This window comes from Mycolicibacterium litorale, from assembly GCF_010731695.1.
Taxonomy (GTDB): domain Bacteria; phylum Actinomycetota; class Actinomycetes; order Mycobacteriales; family Mycobacteriaceae; genus Mycobacterium; species Mycobacterium litorale.
In genome coordinates this window covers 3,594,380-3,618,119 of record NZ_AP022586.1, presented here as the reverse complement: position 1 = coordinate 3,618,119, position 23,740 = coordinate 3,594,380, and the positions used below count along the sequence as shown (strand labels likewise).

General features: G+C 69.6%; 30 protein-coding genes. 11 read left to right on the top strand and 19 right to left on the bottom strand.

Translation table 11 applies throughout. The annotated features are described in order from the left end of the window. Positions 1-7: 7 nt before the first annotated feature. Together G6N30_RS17175 and G6N30_RS17170 are read right to left on the bottom strand one after the other, a co-directional pair. The gene (locus tag G6N30_RS17175) at positions 8-1,036 is read right to left on the bottom strand and encodes a sensor histidine kinase (protein ID WP_134054822.1); all 1,029 of its coding nucleotides are present in this window, start codon (positions 1,034-1,036) and stop codon (positions 8-10) included. After that, positions 1,023-1,736 (bottom strand): response regulator transcription factor, encoded by a 714-nt coding sequence (locus tag G6N30_RS17170; RefSeq protein WP_134054820.1) that lies wholly within the window; start codon positions 1,734-1,736, stop codon positions 1,023-1,025. The genes G6N30_RS17175 and G6N30_RS17170 overlap by 14 nt, the downstream gene beginning before the upstream one ends. Positions 1,737-1,836: 100 nt before the next feature. Between G6N30_RS17170 and G6N30_RS17165 the strand changes: the two genes are divergently transcribed. The 3 genes from G6N30_RS17165 to G6N30_RS17155 are packed head-to-tail and all read left to right on the top strand — an operon-like array spanning position 1,837 to position 3,794. Next, a complete protein-coding gene (locus G6N30_RS17165; protein WP_134054817.1) occupies positions 1,837-2,493 on the top strand; it encodes a glycosyltransferase family 2 protein in 657 nt (218 codons plus the stop codon). Further along, positions 2,490-3,161, top strand: a complete 672-nt coding sequence (locus G6N30_RS17160; RefSeq protein ID WP_134054815.1) for a TIGR04282 family arsenosugar biosynthesis glycosyltransferase — start codon at positions 2,490-2,492, stop codon at positions 3,159-3,161. The genes G6N30_RS17165 and G6N30_RS17160 overlap by 4 nt, the downstream gene beginning before the upstream one ends. 3 nt (positions 3,162-3,164) lie before the next feature. Next, positions 3,165-3,794, top strand: coding sequence for a methyltransferase domain-containing protein (locus tag G6N30_RS17155; RefSeq protein ID WP_134054813.1), 630 nt, complete (start codon positions 3,165-3,167; stop codon positions 3,792-3,794). Here G6N30_RS17155 and G6N30_RS17150 read toward each other — a convergent pair. The 4 genes from G6N30_RS17150 to G6N30_RS17135 form a co-directional block, all read right to left on the bottom strand. After that, positions 3,775-4,209: a hypothetical protein gene (locus G6N30_RS17150; protein WP_134055371.1), complete on the bottom strand. Its 435-nt coding sequence runs from the start codon at positions 4,207-4,209 to the stop codon at positions 3,775-3,777. The two genes, G6N30_RS17155 and G6N30_RS17150, sit on opposite strands and share 20 nt — an antisense overlap. A 52-nt stretch (positions 4,210-4,261) precedes the next feature. Further along, positions 4,262-5,509 (bottom strand): molybdopterin-dependent oxidoreductase, encoded by a 1,248-nt coding sequence (locus G6N30_RS17145; protein ID WP_134054811.1) that lies wholly within the window; start codon positions 5,507-5,509, stop codon positions 4,262-4,264. Positions 5,510-5,580: 71 nt separating this feature from the next. Beyond that, entirely contained in the window at positions 5,581-6,078 is a 498-nt protein-coding gene (locus tag G6N30_RS17140) for a DUF4383 domain-containing protein (RefSeq protein WP_134054809.1), read from the bottom strand. Positions 6,079-6,146: 68 nt separating this feature from the next. After that, complete coding sequence (locus tag G6N30_RS17135) at positions 6,147-7,502, bottom strand: hypothetical protein (RefSeq protein ID WP_134054807.1); 1,356 nt, start codon at positions 7,500-7,502, stop codon at positions 6,147-6,149. Between the two features lie 200 nt (positions 7,503-7,702). On the opposite strand from G6N30_RS17135, the gene G6N30_RS17130 reads away from it, so the two are divergent. Next, positions 7,703-8,557 (top strand): formate/nitrite transporter family protein, encoded by an 855-nt coding sequence (locus tag G6N30_RS17130; RefSeq protein WP_134054805.1) that lies wholly within the window; start codon positions 7,703-7,705, stop codon positions 8,555-8,557. Then, positions 8,554-9,009 carry a cyanase gene (gene cynS, locus G6N30_RS17125; protein ID WP_134054803.1) on the top strand — a complete coding sequence of 152 codons (456 nt, stop codon included), beginning with the start codon at positions 8,554-8,556 and terminating at the stop codon, positions 9,007-9,009. The genes G6N30_RS17130 and cynS overlap by 4 nt, the downstream gene beginning before the upstream one ends. A 22-nt stretch (positions 9,010-9,031) precedes the next feature. Here the strand turns inward: cynS and G6N30_RS17120 are convergent, their stop codons facing one another. Further along, on the bottom strand, positions 9,032-9,334 hold the full coding sequence (locus G6N30_RS17120; protein WP_134054801.1) for a DUF1330 domain-containing protein: 303 nt from the start codon (positions 9,332-9,334) through the stop codon (positions 9,032-9,034). Positions 9,335-9,357: 23 nt separating this feature from the next. After that, positions 9,358-10,062 carry a helix-turn-helix transcriptional regulator gene (locus G6N30_RS17115; RefSeq protein ID WP_134054799.1) on the bottom strand — a complete coding sequence of 235 codons (705 nt, stop codon included), beginning with the start codon at positions 10,060-10,062 and terminating at the stop codon, positions 9,358-9,360. A gap of 105 nt (positions 10,063-10,167) precedes the next feature. Here G6N30_RS17115 and G6N30_RS17110 point away from each other — a divergent pair, with 105 nt between their 5' ends. Continuing rightward, positions 10,168-10,725, top strand: a complete 558-nt coding sequence (locus G6N30_RS17110; RefSeq protein WP_234880161.1) for a DUF2231 domain-containing protein — start codon at positions 10,168-10,170, stop codon at positions 10,723-10,725. Next, positions 10,707-11,138: a hypothetical protein gene (locus G6N30_RS17105; RefSeq protein ID WP_134054797.1), complete on the top strand. Its 432-nt coding sequence runs from the start codon at positions 10,707-10,709 to the stop codon at positions 11,136-11,138. Before G6N30_RS17110 ends, G6N30_RS17105 begins: the two co-directional genes overlap by 19 nt. A gap of 7 nt (positions 11,139-11,145) precedes the next feature. Here the strand turns inward: G6N30_RS17105 and G6N30_RS17100 are convergent, their stop codons facing one another. From G6N30_RS17100 to G6N30_RS17090, 3 genes are read right to left on the bottom strand one after another with little or no spacing between them, the layout of a single operon-like run. Then, complete coding sequence (locus tag G6N30_RS17100; RefSeq protein WP_134054795.1) at positions 11,146-11,760, bottom strand: pyridoxamine 5'-phosphate oxidase family protein; 615 nt, start codon at positions 11,758-11,760, stop codon at positions 11,146-11,148. A 17-nt stretch (positions 11,761-11,777) separates the two neighbouring features. After that, the gene (menE, locus tag G6N30_RS17095) at positions 11,778-12,899 is read right to left on the bottom strand and encodes an o-succinylbenzoate--CoA ligase (RefSeq protein ID WP_134054793.1); all 1,122 of its coding nucleotides are present in this window, start codon (positions 12,897-12,899) and stop codon (positions 11,778-11,780) included. A 14-nt stretch (positions 12,900-12,913) separates the two neighbouring features. Beyond that, positions 12,914-13,216 (bottom strand): DUF3349 domain-containing protein, encoded by a 303-nt coding sequence (locus G6N30_RS17090; RefSeq protein ID WP_134054791.1) that lies wholly within the window; start codon positions 13,214-13,216, stop codon positions 12,914-12,916. A 217-nt stretch (positions 13,217-13,433) separates the two neighbouring features. Here G6N30_RS17090 and G6N30_RS17085 point away from each other — a divergent pair, with 217 nt between their 5' ends. Genes G6N30_RS17085 through G6N30_RS17075 form a run of 3 tightly spaced genes read left to right on the top strand, consistent with a single transcriptional unit; the run spans position 13,434 to position 15,295 of the window. Further along, complete coding sequence (locus tag G6N30_RS17085) at positions 13,434-14,669, top strand: inorganic phosphate transporter (RefSeq protein ID WP_134054789.1); 1,236 nt, start codon at positions 13,434-13,436, stop codon at positions 14,667-14,669. Between the two features lie 31 nt (positions 14,670-14,700). Then, a complete protein-coding gene (locus G6N30_RS17080; protein ID WP_134054787.1) occupies positions 14,701-14,979 on the top strand; it encodes a hypothetical protein in 279 nt (92 codons plus the stop codon). A gap of 10 nt (positions 14,980-14,989) precedes the next feature. After that, on the top strand, positions 14,990-15,295 hold the full coding sequence (locus G6N30_RS17075; RefSeq protein WP_134054785.1) for a DUF3349 domain-containing protein: 306 nt from the start codon (positions 14,990-14,992) through the stop codon (positions 15,293-15,295). A 6-nt stretch (positions 15,296-15,301) separates the two neighbouring features. On the opposite strand, the gene G6N30_RS17070 is transcribed toward G6N30_RS17075, so the two are convergent. From G6N30_RS17070 to fadD8, 8 genes are all read right to left on the bottom strand, one after another. After that, a complete protein-coding gene (locus G6N30_RS17070) occupies positions 15,302-15,688 on the bottom strand; it encodes a VOC family protein (RefSeq protein ID WP_134054783.1) in 387 nt (128 codons plus the stop codon). A 21-nt stretch (positions 15,689-15,709) separates the two neighbouring features. Next, positions 15,710-16,585 (bottom strand): SDR family oxidoreductase, encoded by an 876-nt coding sequence (locus tag G6N30_RS17065; protein ID WP_134054781.1) that lies wholly within the window; start codon positions 16,583-16,585, stop codon positions 15,710-15,712. A 76-nt stretch (positions 16,586-16,661) separates the two neighbouring features. Beyond that, on the bottom strand, positions 16,662-17,573 hold the full coding sequence (locus tag G6N30_RS17060; RefSeq protein ID WP_134054779.1) for a 1,4-dihydroxy-2-naphthoyl-CoA synthase: 912 nt from the start codon (positions 17,571-17,573) through the stop codon (positions 16,662-16,664). 11 nt (positions 17,574-17,584) lie between these two features. After that, positions 17,585-18,043, bottom strand: coding sequence for a nitroreductase family deazaflavin-dependent oxidoreductase (locus tag G6N30_RS17055; protein ID WP_134054777.1), 459 nt, complete (start codon positions 18,041-18,043; stop codon positions 17,585-17,587). A 7-nt stretch (positions 18,044-18,050) separates the two neighbouring features. After that, a complete protein-coding gene (locus G6N30_RS17050; RefSeq protein WP_134054775.1) occupies positions 18,051-18,743 on the bottom strand; it encodes an HAD family hydrolase in 693 nt (230 codons plus the stop codon). 9 nt (positions 18,744-18,752) lie between these two features. Further along, positions 18,753-19,961 carry an RNA polymerase sigma factor gene (locus tag G6N30_RS17045; protein WP_179965642.1) on the bottom strand — a complete coding sequence of 403 codons (1,209 nt, stop codon included), beginning with the start codon at positions 19,959-19,961 and terminating at the stop codon, positions 18,753-18,755. A 104-nt stretch (positions 19,962-20,065) separates the two neighbouring features. After that, entirely contained in the window at positions 20,066-20,848 is a 783-nt protein-coding gene (locus G6N30_RS17040) for a GAF domain-containing protein (protein ID WP_134054771.1), read from the bottom strand. 108 nt (positions 20,849-20,956) lie between these two features. Continuing rightward, complete coding sequence (gene fadD8 / locus G6N30_RS17035) at positions 20,957-22,567, bottom strand: fatty-acid--CoA ligase FadD8 (protein WP_134054769.1); 1,611 nt, start codon at positions 22,565-22,567, stop codon at positions 20,957-20,959. A gap of 315 nt (positions 22,568-22,882) precedes the next feature. On the opposite strand from fadD8, the gene G6N30_RS17030 reads away from it, so the two are divergent. Continuing rightward, the gene (locus tag G6N30_RS17030) at positions 22,883-23,740 is read left to right on the top strand and encodes an MlaE family ABC transporter permease (RefSeq protein ID WP_179965476.1); all 858 of its coding nucleotides are present in this window, start codon (positions 22,883-22,885) and stop codon (positions 23,738-23,740) included.

Sequence of the window (23,740 nt, the reverse complement as noted above, 5' to 3'; positions counted from 1 at the left end):
GCGTGGGTCAGTCGACAGCCAGCGGCAGCCGTACTTCGAAGCGGGCGCCGGTGTCGAGGTTGTGCGCCGACAGTGTGCCGCGGTGTGCCTGCACCAGGCCCGCGGCGATCGCGAGCCCCAGCCCGGAACCGCTGGGCAGTGACGAATCGTCGCGCGGCACACGGTCGTTGGAGCCGCGGTAGGCGACGTCGAAGACCCGCGGCAGGTCCGCCTCGTCGATGCCGACTCCGGTGTCGTCGACGCGGGCCCACGCGACGTCCTCGTCGGAGCCCAGCGCGAGCTGCACGCGGCCGCCCTCGGGGGTGTGGGCGATCGCGTTGGCCACCAGGTTGGACAGCACCCGCACCAGCGCGCGGTCGCTGCCCAGCACCCGCACGGGTTTGTCGGGCAGTTCGGCGCGCAGCTGCACACCGGCGCGTTCGGCGGCGATCCGGTGGGCGGCCAGCACGTCGTCGACCACCTCGTCGAGCGCGACCCGGTCGAAGGCCGGCTGGACGGCACCGGCGTTGATCTTGCTCATCTCGAAGAGGTCGTCGACCATCTCCGACAGGCGGATCGACTCCTGCTCGATGTGCTTGGCGTGGGCGCGCACCTCCTCGTCACCGCTGACCAGCCCGTCGGCGATGGCCTCGGCCACCGCGCGGATCCCGGCCAGCGGCGTGCGCAGATCGTGGCTGACGAACGCGACGAGCTGCCGCCGCGACATCTCGGCCGACCGCTCGGAGTCGCGGATCTCCTGCTCCCACACCGTGCGGCGAGCCTGGTAGCGGCCGAGCATCACCGCACCGGGGATCGTCACCACGGCGACGACCACGAGCACGACGGCGATCGGTTCGAAGGTCTGGGTGATCATGAAGCCGCTGGCGCCCAGGACGCCGGTGAACGTGGCGAGCACCGGGATCAGCACCAGCACGACCATGCTGACCGCCAGCGACCACGTCCGGGCCAGCCGGATGATCAGCGCACCGGCCAGCACCACCGGTATCGAACAGGCCAGCGCCCACGCGCCGATCTCCCAGAGGTCAGTCGTCGGCACCGGTGCTCTGGCCTTCACGAGCACCGGCGGCGTCGCTCCACATGTAGCCGCGACCCCACACGGTCTGCACCCGGTGCTGATCGCCCAGCTTCGAGCGCAACCGCTTGACATGCACGGTCACGGTGGACAGATCGCCGAAATCCCAGCGCCACACCTGTTTGAGCAACTCCTCGCGACTGAACACCGTGTCGGCGTGGGTGATGAAGAACAGCAACAGATCGAATTCGCGGTTGGTGAGGCTGACGGGCTGACCGTCGACGGTGACCGACCGGGCGGCCGTGGACACGATGAGGTCACCGACCTGCAGGTCCACCGGCATCACGCCGACCGGTGCCGGGCTGCGGCGCAGCACCGAACGCACGCGCAGCGCGAGCTCGCGGGGGCTGAACGGCTTGGTCAGGTAGTCGTCTGCGCCGGCTTCGAGGCCGGCGATGCGGTCGTCCTCCTCACCGAGGGCGGTGAGCAGGATGACGGGGACCGTGTGGTCGCCGCGCTGGCGCAGGGTGCGGCACAGGGTCAGCCCGTCGGGTCCGGGCATCATGACATCGAGCACCGCGACGTCGATTCGCTCGGTTCCGAGCAGTCGCAGAGCCTCGGTGCCGTTGCGCGCGATCGCGACTTCGAGGCCGTCGCGCTCCAGATATCGGCGCACGACATCGCGAACGACGGTGTCGTCGTCGGCGATCAGCACCCGTGTCACCCCTCGAGGTTAGCCGCAGGCGCCCGCTACCAGCGCCGATGTCATGGATTCGTCACGGTTGTCCCAGGTGGCTCCTAGCGGCCGTGGTTAGCCTCGTGTCATGCCCGAGTGTCCCGTGACGGTGGTACTGCCGTGCCTGGACGAAGCGGTGTCCCTGCCGGCGGTGCTTGCCGCAGTTCCCGCCGGCTACCGGCCCCTGGTGGTGGACAACAACAGCACCGACGGCACCGCGGAGGTGGCCCGCAGGCACGGTGCCGAGGTCGTGTTCGAGGCGCAGCCCGGTTATGGCGCGGCCGTACATGCCGGGGTGGTGGCGGCGGGCACCGAGGTGGTCGCCGTCCTCGACGCCGACGGATCGCTCGATCCGCGCGAATTGCCCGCCCTGGTGGCCGAACTCGACCGGGGCGCGCAGCTGGCGATCGGCCGGCGCCGCGCGGTGCCCGGGCTGCGCTGGCCGTGGCATGCCCGCCTCGGGACCGCCGCGGTGTGCTGGCGGCTGCGGCAGCGGCACGGTCTGCCGGTCCATGACATCGCACCGATGCGGGTGGTCCGCCGCGACGATCTGCTGGCACTCGGGGTTCGGGACCGCCGATCCGGGTATCCACTCGAATTGCTGGTGCGCGCGGCCGCCGCGGGCTGGCGCGTCGTGGAGCGCGACGTCACCTACGGCCCCCGCACCGGCGGGAAGTCGAAGGTCAGCGGCTCGGTGCGCGGCAGCGCGGTGGCCGCGCTGGATTTCTGGCGGGTGATCGAGTGACGCAGTTGCCGGTGACGGCGCTCGTGGTCGCCAAGGCGCCGGTGCCCGGTGAGGCCAAGACGCGGTTGGCGGCGACGACGGGACCGGAGATGGCCGCGGTGATCGCCGCGGCCGCGCTGCTCGACACCCTCGACGCGGTCCTCGCCACCCCGGTCAGTGGCCGCGTCGTCGCGCTGACCGGTGACCTCGACCAGGTGCACAGCGCCGACGTGCTGCGCGCCAAACTCGACGAATTCACCGTCGTCGACCAGCGCGGCGACACGTTCGGCGAACGGCTGGCCAACGCGCACGCCGACGCGGCCGCCGCGGTGGGGGATCAGCCGATCATCCAGATCGGCATGGACACCCCGCAGGTGACCGCCGACCTGCTGGCGCGCTGTGCGCAGACACTGCTGGGCGCCGACGCGGTGTTGGGCCCGGCCAGCGACGGCGGCTGGTGGCTGCTCGGGGTGCGGACGGCCACCATGGCCGACTGCCTGCGGAACATTCCGACGTCGCGCTCCGACACCGGTGCACGGACCCGGAAAGCGCTACAGGACAGGGGGATCGACGTGGTGATGGTCGACGAGCTCGCCGATGTGGACACCGCCGCGGACGTCGAGTCGGTCCGCAGGGACTGTCCACCGGGTGGCCGGTTCGCGTTCGCCACCGCGGCCGCGGGTCTGTGACCGATGCTGGGCAACCTCTACGACCGCGCGCTCGACGGAGAGCGGTGCTGGATCCGCAACGGTGACGGCGAGGTGCGGACCCTTCCGGTGCGCAGCTGGCTCGGCGGGCGGCACGCCGACCGGATCTTCGACCGGGCCATCGTGCTGCTCTGTGAGGGTCCGACCATCGATTTGGGCTGTGGCCCAGGGCGTTTGGTCGCCGACCTCGTCCGCCGCGGGATTCCCGCACTGGGTGTCGACCAGTCCGCGACCGCGGTCGAACTGGCGCGGCGCAACGGGGCGCCTGCGCTGCGCCGCGATGTGTTCGGGGTGCTGCCCGGTCTCGGGCGCTGGCAGACCGCGTTGCTGGCCGACGGCAACATCGGCCTCGGAGGGGACCCGCGCCGCGTATTGCGCCGCGCCGCGGAGCTGCTGCGGTCCGGCGGCCGCTGCGTGGCCGAGTTCGATGCCGAAACCCAAGGGGTGCAGGCGAACATGGTGCGCCTCGAATCGTCCAGCACGGTGGGCCCGTGGTTCAGCTGGGCGTCGGTGGGCGCGGATTGCGCGGCGGCCCTGGCGGAGGAGGCCGGGCTGGTGATGACGGGTCTGCACCCGGTCGGGCGGCGGGTGCTCGCTACCTTGGCGGCGCCGTAGCGGACCGCCGTGCCCTCGCGAGCCGGACCGCGTACACCGCGGCGCTGGTCGCGAACATCGCGGCGACCAGCAGCAGCCATCGGCCGAGGAACGGTTCCTGCGTCAGGCCGGTGGCCGCGGTGTAGGTGGGCGCACCCTGCCGGAGGATGCCGGGGGCGAACACCACGAACGTGAGCGCGGTGGCGAGCGCAGGCACGCGAAGGTGGTTCAGCAGCGGCACGCGCACCGGGATGCGCCGGGAGAGGCCGAGGATCCGGTCGGCGAGCGTGTAGAGCGGGTAGAGCACCAGGTCGTGGACGACGACGGCCGCGGCGAACCACACCACGATCGACTGCCACCACGTCCGCGGATTCCACAGCGCCGCAGGGCCGAGCGTGGTGATGACGTAGCCGCACAGCGCGAAACCCGCGATCATCGTCAGCAGATGCAGCGGATGCGATCCGTACACCCTGCGGAACGTCGTCACGTCAGCCGGCCTCGAAGTCGATGGCGGCCACCCACTTGGTGTTGTGCACACCGGGCAGCGCGGGCACGATCACCCGGGCCGGGAATCCGTGGTCGAGTGAGAGTTCCGCACCGTTGACGCGCAACGCCAGCAGCGCGTCGCCGTGACCGATCTGGTTGGCCTGCAGTCTCGCCCGGCTGAAGGCCCCGCGCCGCTCGACCGACGACACCAGCGCCGACGCCGGTGCGGATACGCCCGCCAGCGCCGCGAGGTCGCGCAGGCGCACTCCGGTCCACGTCTGGGTGCTCGACCATCCCTCGACGCACGCGATCGGCAACCGGGCGGTGTGCTGGGGCAGTGCGGCCAGCGCGGCCCGGTCGAGGACGACGGGTTCTGGGCCGCCGCGCAGCGTCAACCGCCACGCCGCACCCGTCGCCGCGGTGGTGACGCCCGCGGCGCGGGCGGTGCGGTTGATCTGGAAGTCGTTGGGGCCGTCGCCGTAGGAGCGGCCGCGGGGGAGCAGCAGCGCCGCCTGCCGGGTGACCCCGCCGAGGGTCTGCCCCGCGGTGAGGACGGCCATCAGCAGCGCACCGCCGCCGACGAGCGCCAGCGCGCCGCGGCGGCTGACCGTCGGGGCGGCCGGACCCGCAGGCGTCAACCCGTCGGCGTCGGGGTGTTCGGGCCGGGTGCCTGCGCGGTCGGTGCGCAACACCGCGCGCATCGACATCGACCGCAGGCCGACGCGCATCCGCGGGATCTTGAGCGTGATGTGGACCAGGAAGCCGGCAATGAACACCCACGCCCCGAAGTAGTGGGCGGTGTAGAAGCTGAAACCGAAGATGTAGTCGTACTGGATGTTCAGCACGCCGGTGACGATCTCGAACAGAATGCCGCCGACGAGCATCAGCAGCGAAACGCGTTCCAGCAGTTGGGCCGGCGACGTCGCGGGCGGCCACACGAACAGTTTCGGGATCACCGACCAGAGCTTGGCCAGCACCACGGGGATCAGGATCAGACCCAGCCCGACGTGCACGCCCTGGGTCAGCCGGTACAGCCACGCCGGGTCGGTGGGCCAGTCGAACGTCGGCAGTTTGAGCCACCCGACGTCGGCCGGGATGGCCTGACCGAACTGCGGGCCGTAGGCGATGTAGGACAGCAGACCGGTCACCGTGACGATCGGCAGCGTCACCAGCAGCACGGCGCCCAGGACGGAGGTGAGCCACAACCCACGAAGCGGGCTTCGCCACCGGAGCGGACGCTCGGGACCCATCACTGCATTGTGCGATCCGCGCGGCCGGACGGCACGGTCTTTCAGCGTGCCGTCACCGCATTGTCAGGGAGTCAGTTGATCAACCCGGGCGACCCACCGGGCGAGGGGTGCTCGGCGTTGACGGCCGAGTCCCCGGGCCTGCGGTGACGTCCGAGCAGCAGCCCCAGCGCGATCATCGCCACCGCGAGCGCCAGGTGTAGCCAGTTGTCGGCGTCGTTGACCGGCACGAAGTTCGCGGCGCTGTGGTGATCGATGACGAGCCCGTACACGAACAGCACCGCGTACACCGCCCCACCGCCGAGCAGGTAGGCGCGGGCGGTCCTGTCGGTGCGCGCCAGCGCGATACCGGCGACGCCGAACAGCAGGTGCACGATGTTGTGCAGCACCGACACGTTGAACACACCCAGCAGCGCCGCCTCGGAGTGGTGTCCGGCGAACGTGAGCTGGTCGTAGTTCGACGTGACCCCGGGGATGAACCCGAGGAGGCCGACGAGGAGGAACACCACGCCGACCCCGAGCGCCGCGGTGCGCAGACGTCCGCGCGGAGCGGGTCGTTCCGAGGAGGTCACGGCACGGCCTTTCGTCGGCGCAGCAGGTACCGAGGGCCTACCCGGGCGGTGGCCGGGTAAACCGGCGGTCACCAGTTGGTCAGGATCAGGTGGCTGATCAACAGCGCGCCTGTGACGTTGAGCGCGAGCCACCACCGCTGCGCGCGTTCGGGCAGCAGTGCGCCGGCGGCGACCAGCCACATCGTGAACGGCAGCCAGATCCGTTCCGTCTCCGCCTTGCTCAGCCTGCTCAGATCGGCGACGACGATCGACGCCAGCGCGCCGAGCATCAGCATGTGCAGTCCGGCGCGGGCGCGGATCGCTGCGATGTCGAACACCCGGCCCAGCCCGGCGACGCTGCCGAGCCCGATCGCGCACACCACGGACGCGAAATTGGCCCAGCCCCAGTACTGGAACGGCCGGTCGTTGGCGATGCCCTGCCAGTAGCGTTCCTGCACCAGGTGATAGCCGTCGAACCACCAGAAGCCCGCGGCCACGAACACCACCGCGACGACGACCGCGGCGCCGACCGCGGGCAGTAGCGCCCGCAGCGCCGAGCGCCAGTCGGCGGCGCAGAGCAGCACTGCGATCGCAGGCAGCGCCATCAGCGCCAGGCCGTAGTTGAGGAAGATCGCCCAGCCCAGCAGCAGACCCGCCGCGACGGCGGACAGTTCGGGCACCCGCCCGCGCCGCCGCACCGCGAGCGCCAGCAGCGCGATCCCCCAGGCGGCGACGCCCGCGAAGTAACCGTCGGCCGACACCGCCACCCAGATCGCGGTCGGCGCCACCGCCACGAACGGTGCCGCGAGCCGGGCGGTGCGCTCGTCGGCCAGGGTGCGCACCGCGACCAGGATGGCCGCCGCCACGCTGGATCCAGCGAGCAGGCACAGCAGCCCCGCCCAGGTCCCGCCGCCGAGGCCGATGCGGTCCAGCCAGACGAAGGTCAGCAGGGCGCCCGGCGGGTGGCCGGACACGTGGGTGATCCAGGAGTCCGGCTGGTAGTCGAGGATCCGGTCGGCGAAGGTGCGGACCGCCTCGGGGATGTCGGTGACGGTCGGCACCTGGCGCAGGTATTCGTGGCGCGCGGTCAGCCGCCCCGCGAAGCCGCGCTGCCATCCGTCGACCATCGCCAGCGAGAACGCCCACGCCGCCGACGTCGCCCACGCCCCGAGGAGCAGTGCCCGCCAGTTCAACCGGAGCGCCAGGGCCTGACCCCAGATGACCGCCGCAAAACCCAGCACGACCGCCGGTACGGTGCCCCATCCGATGTGGGTGTCCCACCAGCCGAAGATCGGCGCGGTGTCGGCGAAGTCGCGGATGCGCTCGGGGCTCGCGTTGATCAGAGGTGTGACGATGCCGAGGTCGAGGTGGGGTACGACGAACGCCGCCACCAGGAGCGCCAGTCCGCTCGCGGCGGCGATCGTCTCTTTGCGATAGGCCCGCACCCGGACCAGCCTAGGGGCCGCGCGGCGGCGCTCGTGTGATCACCGGTTCGGCAGTTCACAGCCGGTCACCAGGGTCGGTGAAGAAACCGTGACGCGTTGACAAAGCCGCGTTACGTGCCGGACACATGCGGTCGTCAAGCTGGATGTCCAGTGCCGTCGTCCGCCGCTGCCCCTCGCCATTCGAAAAGGAGCGACGACCCATGTCCTATGTGAATCCAGCACAGTTCGTCACGAAGATGATCGACGCCGGGGAGACCAAGGCGTTCATGTCCACCCGCGACACGGTGATCCGCGCCTACATGGCCGGGGCGATCCTCGCGCTCGCCGCGGCCTTCGCGGTGACCGTCACCGTGCAGACCGGAAACGCGCTCGTCGGCGCTCTGCTGTTTCCCGTCGGGTTCTGCCTGCTGTACCTGCTCGGATTCGACTTGCTCACCGGGGTTTTCACGCTGGTGCCGCTCGCGCTGCTCGACAAGCGCCGTGGCGTGACGGTGCGGTCGATGCTGCGCAACTGGGGGCTGGTGTTCGTCGGCAACTTCGCCGGCGCGCTCACCGTCGCGCTGATGATGGCGGTGATCTTCACCTACGGATTCTCGGTCGATCCCAGCGAGGTCGGCCTCAAGCTCGGCGAGATCGGCCACAGCCGCACGGTCGGGTACGCCGAGCACGGCGCCGCCGGCATGCTGACGCTGTTCATCCGCGGTGTGCTCTGCAACTGGATGGTGTCCACCGGTGTGGTGGCGGCGATGATGTCGACGTCGGTGTCGGGCAAGGTGATCGGGATGTGGATGCCGATCATGCTGTTCTTCTACATGGGTTTCGAACACTCGGTGGTCAACATGTTCCTGTTCCCGTCCGGTCTGATGCTCGGCGGTGACTTCTCGGTGATGGACTACCTGGTCTGGAACGAGATCCCCACGGTGCTCGGCAATCTCGTCGGAGGGCTGGCCTTCGTCGGGTTGACGCTGTACGCGACGCACGCCCGCACCGGCACGGAGTGGAACCGGCCCGTCGAACCCGAGCAGTTCACGCTCCCGCTGGAGGCGCGCGCGTGACGCGGGAGCAGATCACCGCCGACATCGTCGCCGCCCGTTTGGCGAAAGGGCTGACGTGGCACCAGCTCGCCGACGCCATCGACAAACCGGTCATGTGGACCATCGCCGCGCTGCTCGGACAGCATCCGGTGCCGGTGGACTGCGGCGCAGTCGTCGTCGACATGCTCGGTCTCGACGAATCCGCGATTCCGGTGCTCGCCGCGGTCCCGATGCGCGGCGGGCTGCCCACCGCGGTGCCGACCGACCCGACCATCTACCGCTTCTACGAGGTGCTCCAGGTGTACGGCGGCGCCATCAAGGAATTCATCCACGAGGAGTTCGGCGACGGCATCATGAGCGCGATCAACTTCAGCATCGACATACAGCGCAAACCGCATGCGGCGGGCGACCGTGTGGTGGTCACCCTCGACGGCAAGTTCCTGCCGTACGACTGGACGGCCGCCGAGGGCTGACGTGCGGGGTAGCCGGGGGTGATCAGCGGCGCGCGGCGCCCAAGCCGTGGACGAGCAGCACGACGGTGTCCGCACCCGCCCGTCGGTCCTCCGAGATCCGCTGGTACTCGGGCGAATTGGCCCACCGTCGAAACTCCGCCTCGTCGGGGAACGACATGAGCACCACTTTGTCGCCGGTCCACTCGCCTTCCACGGTCTGCGGTGCTTCGTCGGCCGCCAGCAGGGTGCCGGAATACCTCGCGAACACCTCCATGAAGGCCGCCTGGTAGCGGTCATAGGCCGTGCGGTCGGTGAATCTCAACTGGGCGACGGCATAGACGGTCATCGCCGCAGAGTAGTGCCTCGGCACTAGCGTGTCGGCCGCAATTCGACACAGCACTCCCCGGCGGTGGGTGACAGGACGGCCTCGACGGCATCGCTGCCCAGCGCGTCGAGCGCACCCGTCAGGAAGGCGTGGTTGAGCTGGCACACCAGCTCGGGCATATCGCGGGCGAGCGGGTGAAAGGGGCAGTTGCGCAGCCGGATACACCGGGGCTGGTCGCGGTAGGGCTCGAACCCGTATTCGACGAGCATCTCCTCGGTCAGGCGCAGCGCGCGATCCGCGCCGATGCGTCTGCCCCGCGGACGTGGGGGCGGGGTCATCGCGGCCACGCCGCGTCGGCGGGCCACCTCCACCGCGGTCGCGCGCACCGATGCCGGCTCGTCGTCGGCGAGCACCGCGCGCGCCAGGATGTCGGCGAGGAGCTCTGGCCGGCGCGCCGGAATGCTCACCGTGAACGAGGTGTCGGCCGGTGCGTACACCTTCGGCGGCCTGCCGACACGGGCCTGCGCGGGCTCCAGGAAGCGGAAGTGCAGCAGGCCGACGTCGACGAGCTTGTCCAGGTGGAACGCGGCCAACTTGCGGGAGATGCCCACCGCCGATGCCGCTTCGTCGCGGCTCACCGGGCGCCGCTCGTTGCGAGCGAAGTCGTACAGCCGTCGGCGAATGTCCTCGCCCAGCGCCGCGATGGCGCGGATCGAGCCCGCGTGGGGAATTCGGCTGTCGTGCTCCACGCCATCACGATATCGCCAACGAAGCTGGGCGAAACGTGCTCTTGACGGCCCGGGTGGAATAAGAGAAAAATCGATTGCCTAAACCACAGCGGTGTGGAGGTGGTCGTGACAACACCACTCGAACAGGCCAAGCACCCGGTCAGCGCGATGCTGGCAGGACCCTACGGGCACCCGTTCCATCCGATCCTGGTGACGGTTCCGATCGGCGCGTGGGCGGCCAGCCTGGTCTTCGACGTCGCCTCGCACCTCGTCGACGAACCGGCCTTCCTCACCCGGGGTTCCGTGTGGCTCATCGCGATCGGCGTGCTCGGTGCTGTGGCGGCTGCGACGGTGGGCTTCCTCGATCTGATCGCGATTCCCTCGGGTACCCGGGCCCGACGCATCGGCCTGGTGCACATGACCCTGAACCTCACCGTCACCGCGCTCTACACCGCCGGCTTCGCCTGGCGGTACGCCGAGGAACCCGAGCAGGGCGCGGTCGGGATCGGACCGCTGGCACTGTCGGCGGTCAGCTTCGCGGCGCTCGCCGTCTCGGGCTATCTGGGCGGAATGCTGTCCTACCGGTTCGGCGTGCGCGTCGCCGACGAATCGACGCAGGCAACCGGATTCGAGAGAACGGAGCGACAAGCAGAGGGAGGAAGACCATGGGTATCGCGTCACTGATCGCGTGGATCCTGACCGCGGGTGGCGGCGCCTTCATGCTCGCCAAATGGGTGGGCGGCGGCGGCCATCGCGACCGCACCAGAACCCATCTGCCGCCCGCCGTGGTGTTCGGCCACTTCGCGCTTGCGGCGCTGGGTCTGGTGCTCTGGATCGTGTACGTCTTCTCCGACAACCATCCGATCGGCTGGGTGGCGCTGGCCCTGCTGATCCCGGTGGCCGCACTCGGTGTCGTGATGGTGCTGCGCTGGCTGCCGGTGCATCGAGCCCAGCCTCAGCCGGTCGGCGGGCAGTCGTCGGCGCCCCAGGATGCACCTGAGCGGTCGTTCCCGGTTGCGGTGGTGCTCGGACACGGGGTGCTCGCGGTGGCCACCGTGGTGCTCGGGTTGCTCGCGATCCTCGAGATCGGCGGCTGACTCCCGATCAGTACAGCTGCTTGCGCATGTTCTGCTCGGAGTAGTACTCCTCGAGCTCGGCGTCGGTCAGATCCGGTTTGAACGCCTTGGCGAGCTGGGCCAGGCTCGGCACCGCGGTCGGGTTCCACGATTCGGGCTTCCACGCCTTGGCGCGCAGAAAAGCCTTTGCGCAGTGGAAGAACGCCTCCTCGACATCGATCTCCAGGGCGAGGATCGGACGTTTGCCGTCGACGATCATGGCGTCGAAGTAGTCGGCGTCGGCCAGCACGCGGGCGCTGCCGTTGATGCGCAGGGTGTCGCCGCGGCCGGGAATCACGAACACCGTGCCGACGCGTGGCCGCTCCAGCACGTTGAGGTAGCCGTCGACGCGTTTGTTGCCCGGCCGTTCCGGGATCGCGATCGTCCGGTCGTCGATGACGTGGACGAACCCGGGCGGATCCCCCTTCGGGGACACGTCGACCCGGCCCTGGGCGTCGGTGGTCGCCACGAAGCCCAGCGACGCCGCGCGCAGCCAGTCCTGCTGCGCCGCCGACAGCCTCGGGCTGACCTTGTTCGCGACGTAGCTGTTCGGGTGGCCGACGATCGCGCGGAGCTCGTCGACGGTCATCACTTCACGGCGCATACCGCCATCATGCCGCTCTAGCCGAATCGCGCGCTCAGCGCGCGGCGGTCCACCTTGCCGATCCCTCGCCGCGGCACCTCGTCCACCACATGCACCTCCCGCGGGGCCGCGGTGGCGTCGAGTTCTTCCGCGACATGCGCCCGCAGCTCCGCCACCGTCGGCGCCGAGGCGCCGGGCGCGACGACGATCGCGGCCACCACCCGCTGCCCCAGCCGTTCGTCGGCCACTCCGAACACCGCACAGTCGGCGATCGCCGGGTGGCGCGACAGCACCGCCTCGACGAGCGGCGGCATGACCGTCAGCCCGCCGGTGCTGATCGCATCGTCGGCACGGCCGAGCACGCGCAGCACGCCACCGTCCAATGCGCCGACGTCGTCGGTGCGGAACCAGCCGGGCTCGGCGAACGGATCCGGCTGCACGGGGTTGCGGTAGCCCTTCGCCAGCGTCGGCCCGCCGAGCAGGACCCGCGATCGGTCGAGGCGCACCCGCACGCCGTCCAACGGGACTCCGTCGTAGACGCAACCGCCGGCGGTCTCACTCATCCCGTACGTACGGACCACGGAAATCCCTGCTGCCAAGGCTCTTTCGGCAAGTCCGGGTGGTATCGGACCGCCGCCGATCAGCACCGCGTCGAACGTGGCCAGCGCCGCGGTGGCATCCGGCGAGCGCAGCACCTTGTCCAGCTGCACACTCACCAGCGATACGTAACGCCGTCCCGATCCCATGACCGCCGCGGCGGACACCAGTTCGTCGGGGCCGAATCCGGCCGCCACCGCGACGGGTCGTTCACCGGCCACCACACTGCGCACCAGCACCTGCAGTCCGGCGATGTGGTGGGCGGGCAGCGCCAACAGCCACCTCCCGGCGCCACCCAGCCGCCGGTGCGTCGCGTCCGCGCTGGCGGTCAGCGCCGCGGCGGTCAGCATCGCGCCCTTCGGCGTCCCGGTGGTGCCCGAGGTCGGAACCACGAAGGCGACGTCGTCGGCGATCGGTGCCCCCACCCGCAACGCGTCACCCAACCGGGCGCTCTCGTCGGCGTCGGCGGCCGGGGTGGGCAACAGCGCCGGACCGCGGCCGGCGACCACGTCCTCGACGACCGACAGCACCTCGAGCGCCGCGGCGCCGGACGGGACGGCCACGGCGCGCAGGACGGCTACCCGTCCTCCTCGGGGTCACGCCGGTCGTCCAGCGGCCAGCTGCGGGAGGCGAGGCGGGCGCGCACCCGCTCGACGTCGGCGGGGGTGGGCATGTCGTCGGTGATCGAGGTGATCATCACCGCGATGTCGACGTGGTCGAATTCGCCGCGGTCCATCAAGGTGTGCGCCACGGCCGCCACCTCGTCGTCGGTCAGCCGCCTGCGCAGCAGCGCGAGCAGGGGCACCCGGTCCGGCCCCGGCACGCCCTCGGGGTAGCCGGCCGTGATCCACGCGACGATCCTGGCTAGGAAATTGGGCACTTGCGTCACTTTCCCGGGCACCCGCTGAAACCGTGTGCCCGCAGGCAGTCGATGTTAGCGCCGGACGCCGGCCGGCGTCGTCCGGCCAACGGGGCCTGCATGCCGGATGAACAGTTGGTGAACACCCCCGATTTCCCGGCAAAAGCCCAGGACACGCTGGAATTCGCGGCAGCCTGATTTTGGTTACGTGGGTCATGGCACAGCAGAATGAGGCCTCGTGAGTTCCGAGTTGATCATCTTGGTGCTGCTCATCGCGACAGCACTGGCCTTCGACTTCACCAACGGTTTCCACGACACCGGAAACGCGATGGCCACGTCGATCGCCACCGGCGCGCTGAAGCCCAAGACGGCGGTGCTGCTGGCCGGGGTGCTCAACCTCGTCGGCGCCTTCCTCTCGGTCGAGGTCGCCCTGACGGTCACCACCTCGGTGCTCAAGATCCAGGACAGTAAGACCGGTTCGCTGCTGCCCAATATCGACGCGTCGACCGGGCTGACCATCATCTTCGCCGGCCTCATCGGCGGCATCCTGTGGAACCTGCTGACGTGGCTGTTCGGCATTCCGTCGAGTTCATCGCACGCGCTGTTCGGCGGGTTGATCGGCGCGGGCCTGGCCGCCATCGGCCTGGCCGGCGTCAACTGGTCGGGCGTCACCCAGAAGGTGCTGATCCCCGCGATCGCCGCCCCGGTCATCGCGGGCCTGGTCGCCGCCTGCGGCACCTGGCTGGTCTACCGCATCACCCGCAAGGTCATGCGAAACCGGCGCGAAGCCGGCTTCCGCTGGGGCCAGATCGCCACGGCCTCGCTGGTCGCGCTGTCGCACGGCACCAACGACGCGCAGAAGACGATGGGCGTCATCGCGCTCGCGCTGATCACCACCGGTCATCTGACCGGCAACGTCGCCGAGGACGGGCTGCCGTTCTGGATCATCGCCAGCTGCGCGCTGGCCATCGGCCTGGGCACCTACCTCGGGGGCTGGCGCGTCATCCGCACGCTCGGCAAGGGTCTGGTGGAGATCGAGTCCCCGCAGGGCCTGGCCGCCGAGGCGTCCTCGGCCGCGATCATCCTCAGCTCCAGTGCCGCCGGGATGGCGCTGTCCACCACGCACGTCGCGACGGGGTCGATCCTCGGCAGCGGGGTCGGCAAGCCGGGCGCGCAGGTGCGCTGGGCGGTCGCCGGCCGCATGGCGGTGGCCTGGTTGGTGACGCTGCCCGCCGCGGGCCTCGTCGGCGCGCTCGCCTTCTGGCTCTCCGACACCGTGGCCGGCTTGACCACCCAACTCGCGGGCGACGGCCTGATCTTCCTCATCCTGGTCGGCGTCTCGTTCGCCATGTGGTGGCGGGCCCAGCAGCAGAAGGTCGACCACAGCAACGTCAACGCCGACTGGGACGCGTCCACCAATTCCGTGGTGCCCGTCGAACTCCGGGAAACGACCAAAGACGTCGCGGCCGTCTGACCCTTTCGAGAAACGACGAAGGACATTGGGAATGGTTCACCTCGAGAGCATCCTGCGGGTGCTGGTCATCGGTCTGATCCTCGGTGCGGGTCTGCCCGCGGTGTTCGCCTACGGGCTGGTGGCCTACTCCGCCGGGTCGGGCGGCGTCGACGAGGACGGCACCACCCACGCCCCGAACCCCGCGCTGAAGTACCTCGGCGTGGCGCTGTTCACGATCGTCGCCGCGGTGATCCTGCTGGCGCTGCTGTGGATCACCAGGTCGACGATCGAGCACCACTTGGGTGTCAACCTGTTCCCGTTCGCCAAGTGAGGTCGTGGTGATGACAGAGAACGCCGGCGTCATGGACAAGGTGCTGACGTGGTTGCGCGACGGCTACCCCCAGGGTGTGCCGCCGAAGGACTACTTCCCGCTGCTGGCGCTGCTGAAGCGGTCGCTCACCGAGGAGGAAGTGGTCAGGGCCGCGCAGTCGATCCTGCGCTCGACCGACGCCGACACCGTCACCGAGGACGAGATCCGCGCCGCGGTGCACGAGGTGATCGCCAAGGAGCCCAATCCCGAAGAGGTCCATCAGGTCGCGGCGCGCTTGGCGTCGGTGGGCTGGCCGCTGGCCGCGCCCGTGCGCTGACCGCTGTCAGCCGCGGGTGTCGCGGCGCAGCGGATGGTCGTCGGGCACCTGCACGAAGATCAGCGTGACGCCGTCGGGATCGGTCACGTGCATCTCGTGCAGTCCCCACGGCTCCTGTCTGGCGTCCCTGGCGATCTCGAGCCCGCGTCCGCGGAACTCGTCCTGTACGGCGTAAACGTCGCGCACCTGAAGCCACAGCGCCCCCGGAAACGGTCCGCTCGCATGGTCGGTGCCGCCGTGTCCGGACAGTTCGATCAGCGACTGACCCGCGTAGAACACGGTGCCCCCGCCGTACTCACGGGCGATCGCGAGCATGAGCTCGTCGCGATAGAAGCGCAGCGACCGCTGGTAGTCCTTCGGCCGGAACAGCACTCGACTGGCCAGGATCTCCATGGCCACTGTCTATCACGGCGCTCAGCGCCCCGGCTGCACCTGCTGGCGTTTGACGATCGCGTTGAACCAGGTCGGCGCCAGCGAGTCGACGGCCCGCGCGGTGACCGCCATCCGCGGCGCGATACGCACCGGCCGGTGGCGCGCGGCGTCGACCATCCAGTCGGCCGCCTCCTGTGCGCTGAGCCCGGGCACCCCGTCGTAGGCCCGCGTCGGCGCGATCATCGGTGTCTTCACCAGCGGGTAGTACAGCGTCGTCGAGTGCACGCCCTTGGCCGCCCATTCGGTCTCGATGACGCGGCTCACCGCCGACAGCGCGGCCTTGGAGGCGTTGTAGACCGCGAACAGCGGCGACGCCTCGCTGAACACACCCCACGTCGCGACGTTGATGATGTGGCCGTCACCGCGTTCGATCATGGCGGGCGCCAGACCACGGATGAGCCGAAGCGGGGAGTAGTAGTTGAGCGTCATGGTCCGCTCGACGTCGTGCCAGCGGTCCAGCGATTCGGCCAGCGGGCGGCGAATCGACTTGCCTGCGTTGTTGATCAGGATGTCGATCCCGCCGAACTGCGCCTCGACGTCGGCCACCAGCGCGTCGACCGCGTCGAGGTCCGACAGGTCGCAGGCGCGGGCCGTGGCGTTCCCGCCGGCCGTCGTGATCCGTTCGACGAGCGCGTCGAGCAGGTCCTGGCGGCGGGCCACCGCGACGACCGTGGCGCCCCGGCGGGCGAACTTCTCCGCGGCGGCCGCGCCGATTCCCGAGGAGGCGCCGGTCAGCAGAATGCGTTTGCCCGCGAGTTCGACGTTGGCGCGCGGCTGCAGGAACTGCTCGGCCATCGAGGGCCGCATGCTGGTCAGCATCAGGCTGTCGGACAGGCGGCGCAGCGGGTTCTTGCTCACTCCGGGAGTCTAGAGACTGAGCGATTTGTGCACGATTTCGAGCGGTGAGCGCGCGAAATCGTGCACAAATCGCCGGTCAGAAGTAGCGGGGGAACGCCGACCAGTCCGGGTCGCGCTTCTCGAGGAACGCGTCGCGGCCCTCGACGGCCTCGTCGGTCATGTAGGCCAGCCGCGTCGCCTCGCCGGCGAACACCTGCTGACCGACCAGCCCGTCGTCGATGAGGTTGAACGAGAACTTCAGCATGCGCACGGCCTGCGGTGACTTGCCGTTGATCTCGGCGGCCCACTGCAGCGCCTCGGATTCGAGGTCGGCGTGGTCGACGACAGCGTTCACCGCGCCCATCGCGTGCATCTGCTCGGCGTCGTAGGCGCGGCCGAGGAAGAAGATCTCGCGGGCGAACTTCTGACCGGTCTGGCGGGCGAGGTAGGCGCTGCCGAAGCCGCCGTCGAAGCTGCCGACGTCGGCGTCGGTCTGCTTGAACCGGGCGTGCTGACGGCTGGCCAGCGTCAGGTCGCAGGTGACGTGCAGGCTGTGCCCGCCGCCGGCGGCCCAGCCGTTGACCAGGCAGATGACAACCTTCGGCATGAAGCGGATCAGCCGCTGCACCTCGAGGATGTGCAGCCGCCCGGCCTGGGCGGGGTCGATGGTGTCGGCGGTCTCGCCGGAGGCGTACTGGTAGCCGGTGCGCCCGCGGATGCGCTGGTCACCGCCCGAGCAGAACGCCCAGCCGCCGTCCTTGGCCGACGGGCCGTTGCCGGTCAGCAGCACCACGCCGACGTCGGACGACATCCGGGCGTGGTCGAGTACGCGGTACAACTCGTCGACGGTGTGCGGGCGGAAGGCGTTGCGCACCTCGGGCCGGTCGAACGCCACCCGCACGGTCGGCTGCGGGGTGCCGTCGACGACGTGGCGGTGATAGGTGATGTCGGTCAGATCGAACCCGGCAACCGGCTGCCACACCGACGGGTCGAACGGGTTGTCGCTCATGGCTGGAGAACCTACGTGATCGGGTCGAAGCGGAACACGGCGCAGCGGCCGGCCAGCGCCTCGAACTCGTCGGGGGTCGCGTCGGTGACCAGTCCGGCGTTCTTCATGAAGTCGACGCCGGTCGGCACCAGGGTGGGGAATTCGCGCAACAACGGCCGGGCCTCCTCGGCGGACATCTCCACCATGCGCACCCGCTCGCTGCGCCGATTCTGCGTCAGGGTCACCTCGGGGTTGGCGCGGGCGTTGCGCACCCAGTCCGCGCCCGGAAAGCCGCCCACCACATAGCGTTTCGCGTCGACGTACATCGGCGTGATCGGGGTGGCGCGCGGTTGCCCGCTCTTGCGGCCGATGACGGTCAGGATCAGCGGCCCCTGCTTGCCGAAGATCGGCAACCCGATCTTCGCCGAGGCGATCACGACCTTGTTCATCGGCTTGAGCCACCACGGCGGCCGGATGCGTTCCTCGGGCATATCCCTCCTAGACCTCAATTCCGACGCGTGTCAACGCTTCGCGCAGCCCGGTGGTGCGCTGCGCGGTGGGCAGGGGGTCGACGAGCACGAACCGGCAGCCCACGTCGCGCGCGCCGCCGTCGGCCTCGTCGCTGTCACCGACCATCACCGCGTCGGAGGCGTCGACGCCCAGCCGGGTCAGCGCGGTCGTGAAGATCTCGGGGGCCGGTTTGGTGGCGCCGACTTCGAACGACAGCACGAACTCGTCGACGTCGTCCTCGGCGCCGATCGCCGCGAACGCCGGCCGGACGTCGAACGCGATGTTGGACACCACCGCGGTCTTGATACCCCGGTGGCGCAGCCCGGCCAGCACGTCGGCGGTGTCGGGATATGCCGTCCACGACGACGGATCGATGACCCGCCGGTAGAGCTGCTCGGCGTGATGGTCGGCAAGTCCGGACTCCCGCAGCACGTGCAGGTAGGCCTCACGATGCAGATGTGGCGCGAGATCGCGGTTGACCCAGGCGTGGTCGGCCTCGGGTGTCATCTCCACCGAGCGCCCGGTCGGCGCGGTGAGGCGACGCAGCAACTCGGCCTGGACGTGTGCGTCGATCTCCTGGTTGTCGACCTCGATGCCGGTGAACCAGCTGTCGTCCTCCTCGAGACGGAAGAGCGTTCCGGAGAAGTCGAATAGCGCCGCTCGTACAGTCATCCCCGCCATGGTGCCACGTCACCGTCTCCGCATGCGGGCGGCTTTGTCGGCCAACACCTCTCGTTCACGGTCGTTGTCGGTGAGTGCGGCGGCCCGCTCGAATTGCGCGGCGGCTTCCTCGGTGCGGCCGAGGCGGGACAACAGTTCGCCGCGCACGCTGGGCAGCAGGTAGGAGTCCGCGAGCCCGTCGAGGCCGTCGACGATGTCCAGTGCCCGCTGCGGCCCGGAATCCATCGCGACGGCGACGGCGCGGTTGAGTTCGACGACCGGTGACGGGGCGATCTGCAGGAGCGCGTCGTAGATCGTCACGATGCGGTGCCAGTCGGTCTCCGCGGTCGACGGCGCGGTCGCGTGGCATTCGGCGAGCGCGGCCTGCAGCGCGTAGGGGCCCCAGCCGGTGCCGCGCCGCTCGATGGCCGTGGCCGCGCGGTGCAGTGCCGCGACCCCGCGGCCGATCTGCGCGCGGTCCCACTTCGCGCGGTCCTGGTCCTCGAGCAGGATCGGGCGGCCGTCGGCGTCGGTGCGCGCGGCGAACCGCGACGTCTGGAACTCCATCAGCGCGACGAGTCCGTGCGCCTCGGGCTCGTCGGGCACCAGCGCCGCGAGGACGCGGCCCAGACGCAACGCCTCGCGGCAGAGTTCGTCGCGGATCCAGCGCTGTCCGAACGACGCCGAGTAGCCCTCGTTGTAGATGAGGTAGACGACGCTCAGCACCGCGGACAGGCGGTGCGGATACTCATCGCGCGGTGGCACCTCGAACGGCACCTGCGCCTCGGCCAGCGTCTTCTTGGCCCGCACGATGCGTTGTGCCACAGTCGCTTTGGAGGTGAGGAAGGCGCGCGCGATCTCCTCGGTGGTCAGCCCGCCGACGATCCGCAGCGTCAGGGCGATCTGGTTCTCCCGGGACAGCACGGGGTGGGCCGCGACGAAGATCAGCCGCAGCACGTCGTCGTCGATGTGGTCGGGGTCCCATGCCGGTTCGTCGAGATGGGTCTCCAGGTCACGGGCCAGTTCGGTGTACTTGGCGCCCAGGGTGTCCTGCCGCCGCCAGTGGTCGATCGCCTTGCGTTTGGCGACGGTGGTCAGCCAGGCGCCGGGGTTGCGCGGCACCCCGGCCGACGGCCACTGGGTGAGTGCGTCGACGAGGGCGTCGGCGGCGAGGTCCTCGGCCATGCCGACGTCGCCGACGGCGCGGGTGAGGGTGGCGACGATCTTCGCGGCCTCCATCCGCCACACCGCGTCGACGGTCTCGCGAACTCCGGTGTCCACAACCGCCACGCTAGCGGTCACTGCTCGCTGGGCGGGCACTGCGACGCGTTCGCCCACCTCGGTCACGCCGAGTGGGGCTGATCCATCTCCCCTTCGGGAGGCTGGTCCCGCCAGTCGCTCAACGGGATCCGTCGATCCAGGATGTCGTCGGCCACATCGGTGACTCGCAGATCGTGCGCGAACGCGTACGCCCGCATCATGACCAGCACCTGACTGATCGACACCCCCACTTGCTCGGAGACGACGCGGGCGGCGTCGTGCACATGCGAGCGAGTGAACGGGTCGGCTTCGGACAGGGCGGACAGGGCGGCGCCGTCGAGGTTCTCTACGTCGACGGGCCGATGTGACCAGCGCGCATACGTCGCACCGATGACAGCGCCGATGGCTGCGGCACATCCCAGCGCGGCGTCGTATTCATCCGTTGACAACCCGAGCGCCTCACGCCGATACAGCTCCAGCACTCCCACGGCGTGCGACCCGACGCTCACCGGGAACGAGAACACCGCGTTGACGCCGAGACGGGCCGCTTCGCGACAGAACATGGCCCAGCGGTCGTCGTGGGCGGAGTCGGTGATGCATTGCGGTAGGCCGGTGGCATAGCTGGCCAGACACGGCCCTTCACCGAGCGCGAACTGCACTTCATCGAGGCGCTGGGCGAGGCCGTCGGTGGCGAACACCAGCTCGCGGCTGTTTCGGGAGTCCGACAGCAGGATCAAGCTGACACCGTCGGCCCGCGTCCACGCGACGGCGCTGTCACAGAAGGGCGCGGTCGCGGCGAACAGCGACGCGGGTTCGTCGCGCCAGACGCTGTCCGCGTCGTCATCGCCGGCCCACCGCTCCGCCATGGTTACCTTCCCGACGACGGTGCCGTGCTGGCTGGTTTCCGAGGTCTGGCCTCTATCTACCCCGCGCCGGCGCCGCGGAATCTGGCGAAAGTCTGACGGATGGAAACGTCAGCCCACCGCCCGCGACGCGCCTTCCCAGAACCGCGCCCGCACCGCCTTCTTGTCCGGTTTGCCCAGCCCGGTCAGCGGCAGCGCGTCGACCACGACGACCTGTTTGGGGGTGTGCACCGAGCCCTTGCGTTCCTTGACGGATGCCTGGATCTCGGCGGTCATCGTCGCCACCGCGTCCTCGTCGGAGCCGGCGTCGTCGCGGAGCACCACCACCGCGGTGACCGCCTCACCCCACTTCTCGTCGGGGGCGCCGACCACGCACACCTGCGCGACCGCGGGATGTTCGGCGATGACGTCCTCGACCTCGCGCGGGAACACGTTGAACCCGCCGGTGACGATCATGTCCTTGACCCGGTCGACGATGAACCAGAAGCCGTCCTCGTCTTCGCGGGCCATGTCGCCGGTGTGCAGCCAACCGTCCTTGAACGTCTCGGCGGTGGCTTCCGGCAGACCCCAGTAGCCGCCGGCCAGCAGCGGGCCGCTGACACAGATCTCGCCGGCCTCACCCTGCGGTACCGGCTTGCCGTCCTCACCGAGGAGGGCGGTGCGCGCGAACAGCGTCGGCCGCCCGCATGAGGACAGCCTCTTCTCGTCGTGGTCGGCCTTCGACAGGTAGGAGATCGCCATCGGCGCCTCGGACTGTCCGTAGTTCTGCGCGAAGATCTTGCCGAACCGTTCGATGGCCTCGGCCAGCCGCACGGGGTTGATCGCCGAGGCGCCGTAGTACACCGTCTCCAGCGACGACAGGTCGCGGGTGCGCGAATCCGGGTGGTCCATCAGCGCATACAGCATCGACGGCACCACGAACGTCGCGGTGATCCGCTGCTCCTCGATGGTCTTGAGCACCTCGCCCGGGTCGAACTTGCTCATCACGTACATCTGCCCGCCCTTGATCACCGTCGGCAGGAAGTACGCGGCGCCCGCGTGGGACAGCGGTGTCACCATCAGGAACTTCGGGTTCTCCGGCCAGTCCCACTCGGCGAGCTGGATCTGGGTCATGGTCGTGGTGGCCTGGCTGGTCATGATGACGCCCTTGGGCTTACCGGTCGTGCCGCCGGTGTAGGTGAGCCCGGTGATGTGGTCGGGTGCCAGGTCCGCGGCGACGAGCGGGCGCGGGGAGTACTTGTCGGCCTCGGCGTTGAGGTCGACGACCTTGGCGCCGGATTCTGCGAGTTCGGCGGGGACGGGGCCGATGGTGAGGATCTGCTCCAGCGAGTCCACCTTCGAGAGCAGACCCAGCGCCCGCTCGGTGAACATCGGGTTGGGGTCGATGATCAGCGAGGTGACGCCTGCGTCGCTCAAAATGTAGGCGTGGTCGTCCAGCGAGCCGAGAGGGTGTAGTGCCGTGCGCCGGTATCCCTGGGTCTGCCCGGCGCCGACGATCATCAGCACCTCGGGCCGGTTCAGCGAGAGCAGACCGACCGCGGCGCCGGTGCCGGCACCGACCGCCTCGAAGGCCTGAATGTACTGGCTGATGCGGTCGGCGAGCTGTCCGCCGGTGAGCGTGGTGTCCCCGAGAAACAGCAGCGGCTTGTCGCGATGGCGCTTCAGCGCGCCGGCGAGCAGGTGTCCGGAGTGGATGGGGTGGCGCAGCAGATCGTCACTCATGGGCCTAAGACTAGAACGTGTTCCAACTTTGTAGCCAGACCCCGCCTGGAACGGGCTGAAGTCATCGCTCCGAACGCCGCATGGCCGACGCGGACGCCCGGGTCCCTGCCGTACGCACGGCGGCCGTGATGGGTTTGCCGAATTCCTTGCCGATCCGCTAAGTGAATGTGCATACTCATCCCCGACGGGGCGGGGAGTTCGCGGCTTGACGGGTCGTTGAAAGAGCTGCCGAGTCAATATTCGCCGTTATGACGCGTTTAACCTGCATCGATTGACGTCGGGGCGGACGCTGCGGCACGAGCGCGAAGGCATTATGTGAATACCAATTCGCAGCCAGAGAGGGCGGACGACGGGGTGGCGGTGATCGCCGACTGGGCCGGCGGCTACGTTCGGCGCCACCCCCTGGCGTCGCTGGCGACCGTTGGTGACCAGTTCGTCCTCGGCGTGCGGACCGTCCAGTTCTTCGTCATCGACCTCCTCACCGGGCGGTTCCAATTCCAGGAGTTCGTCCGGCAGGGCGCGTTCATGGCAGGCACCGCAGTGCTGCCCACAGTCCTGGTCGCGCTGCCGATCGGCGTCACGCTCTCCATCCAGTTCGCCCTGCTCGCTGGGCAGGTCGGGGCGACCTCGCTCGCCGGCGCCGCGAGCGGACTCGCGGTCATCCGACAGGCGGCGTCGCTGACCGCGGCGATCCTCATGGCCGCCGCCGTCGGCTCTGCGATCACCGCTGATCTCGGCTCCCGGAAGATGCGGGAGGAGACCGATGCGATGGAGGTCATGGGTGTCTCGGTGATCCGGCGCCTGGTGGTTCCGCGGTTCGCCGCCGCCGTCATGGTCGGTGTGGCGCTGACGGGCGTGGTCTGTTTCGTCGGCTTCCTCGCGAGCTACTTGTTCAACGTCTATTTCCAGAGCGGGGCGCCCGGCAGCTTTGTCGCCACCTTCGCCTCCTTTGCGACCACCGGCGACATGATCGTGGCGCTGGTCAAGGCCGTCATCTTCGGGGCCATCGTCGCGGTCGTCTCGTGCCAGAAGGGGCTGGCCACCCGGGGCGGGCCGACCGGGGTGGCGAACTCGGTCAACGCCGCCGTCGTCGAGTCCATCCTGGTGCTGATGGTCGTCAACGTCGCGATCAGTCAGCTCTACATCATGATGTTCCCGCGAGTGGGGTTGTGA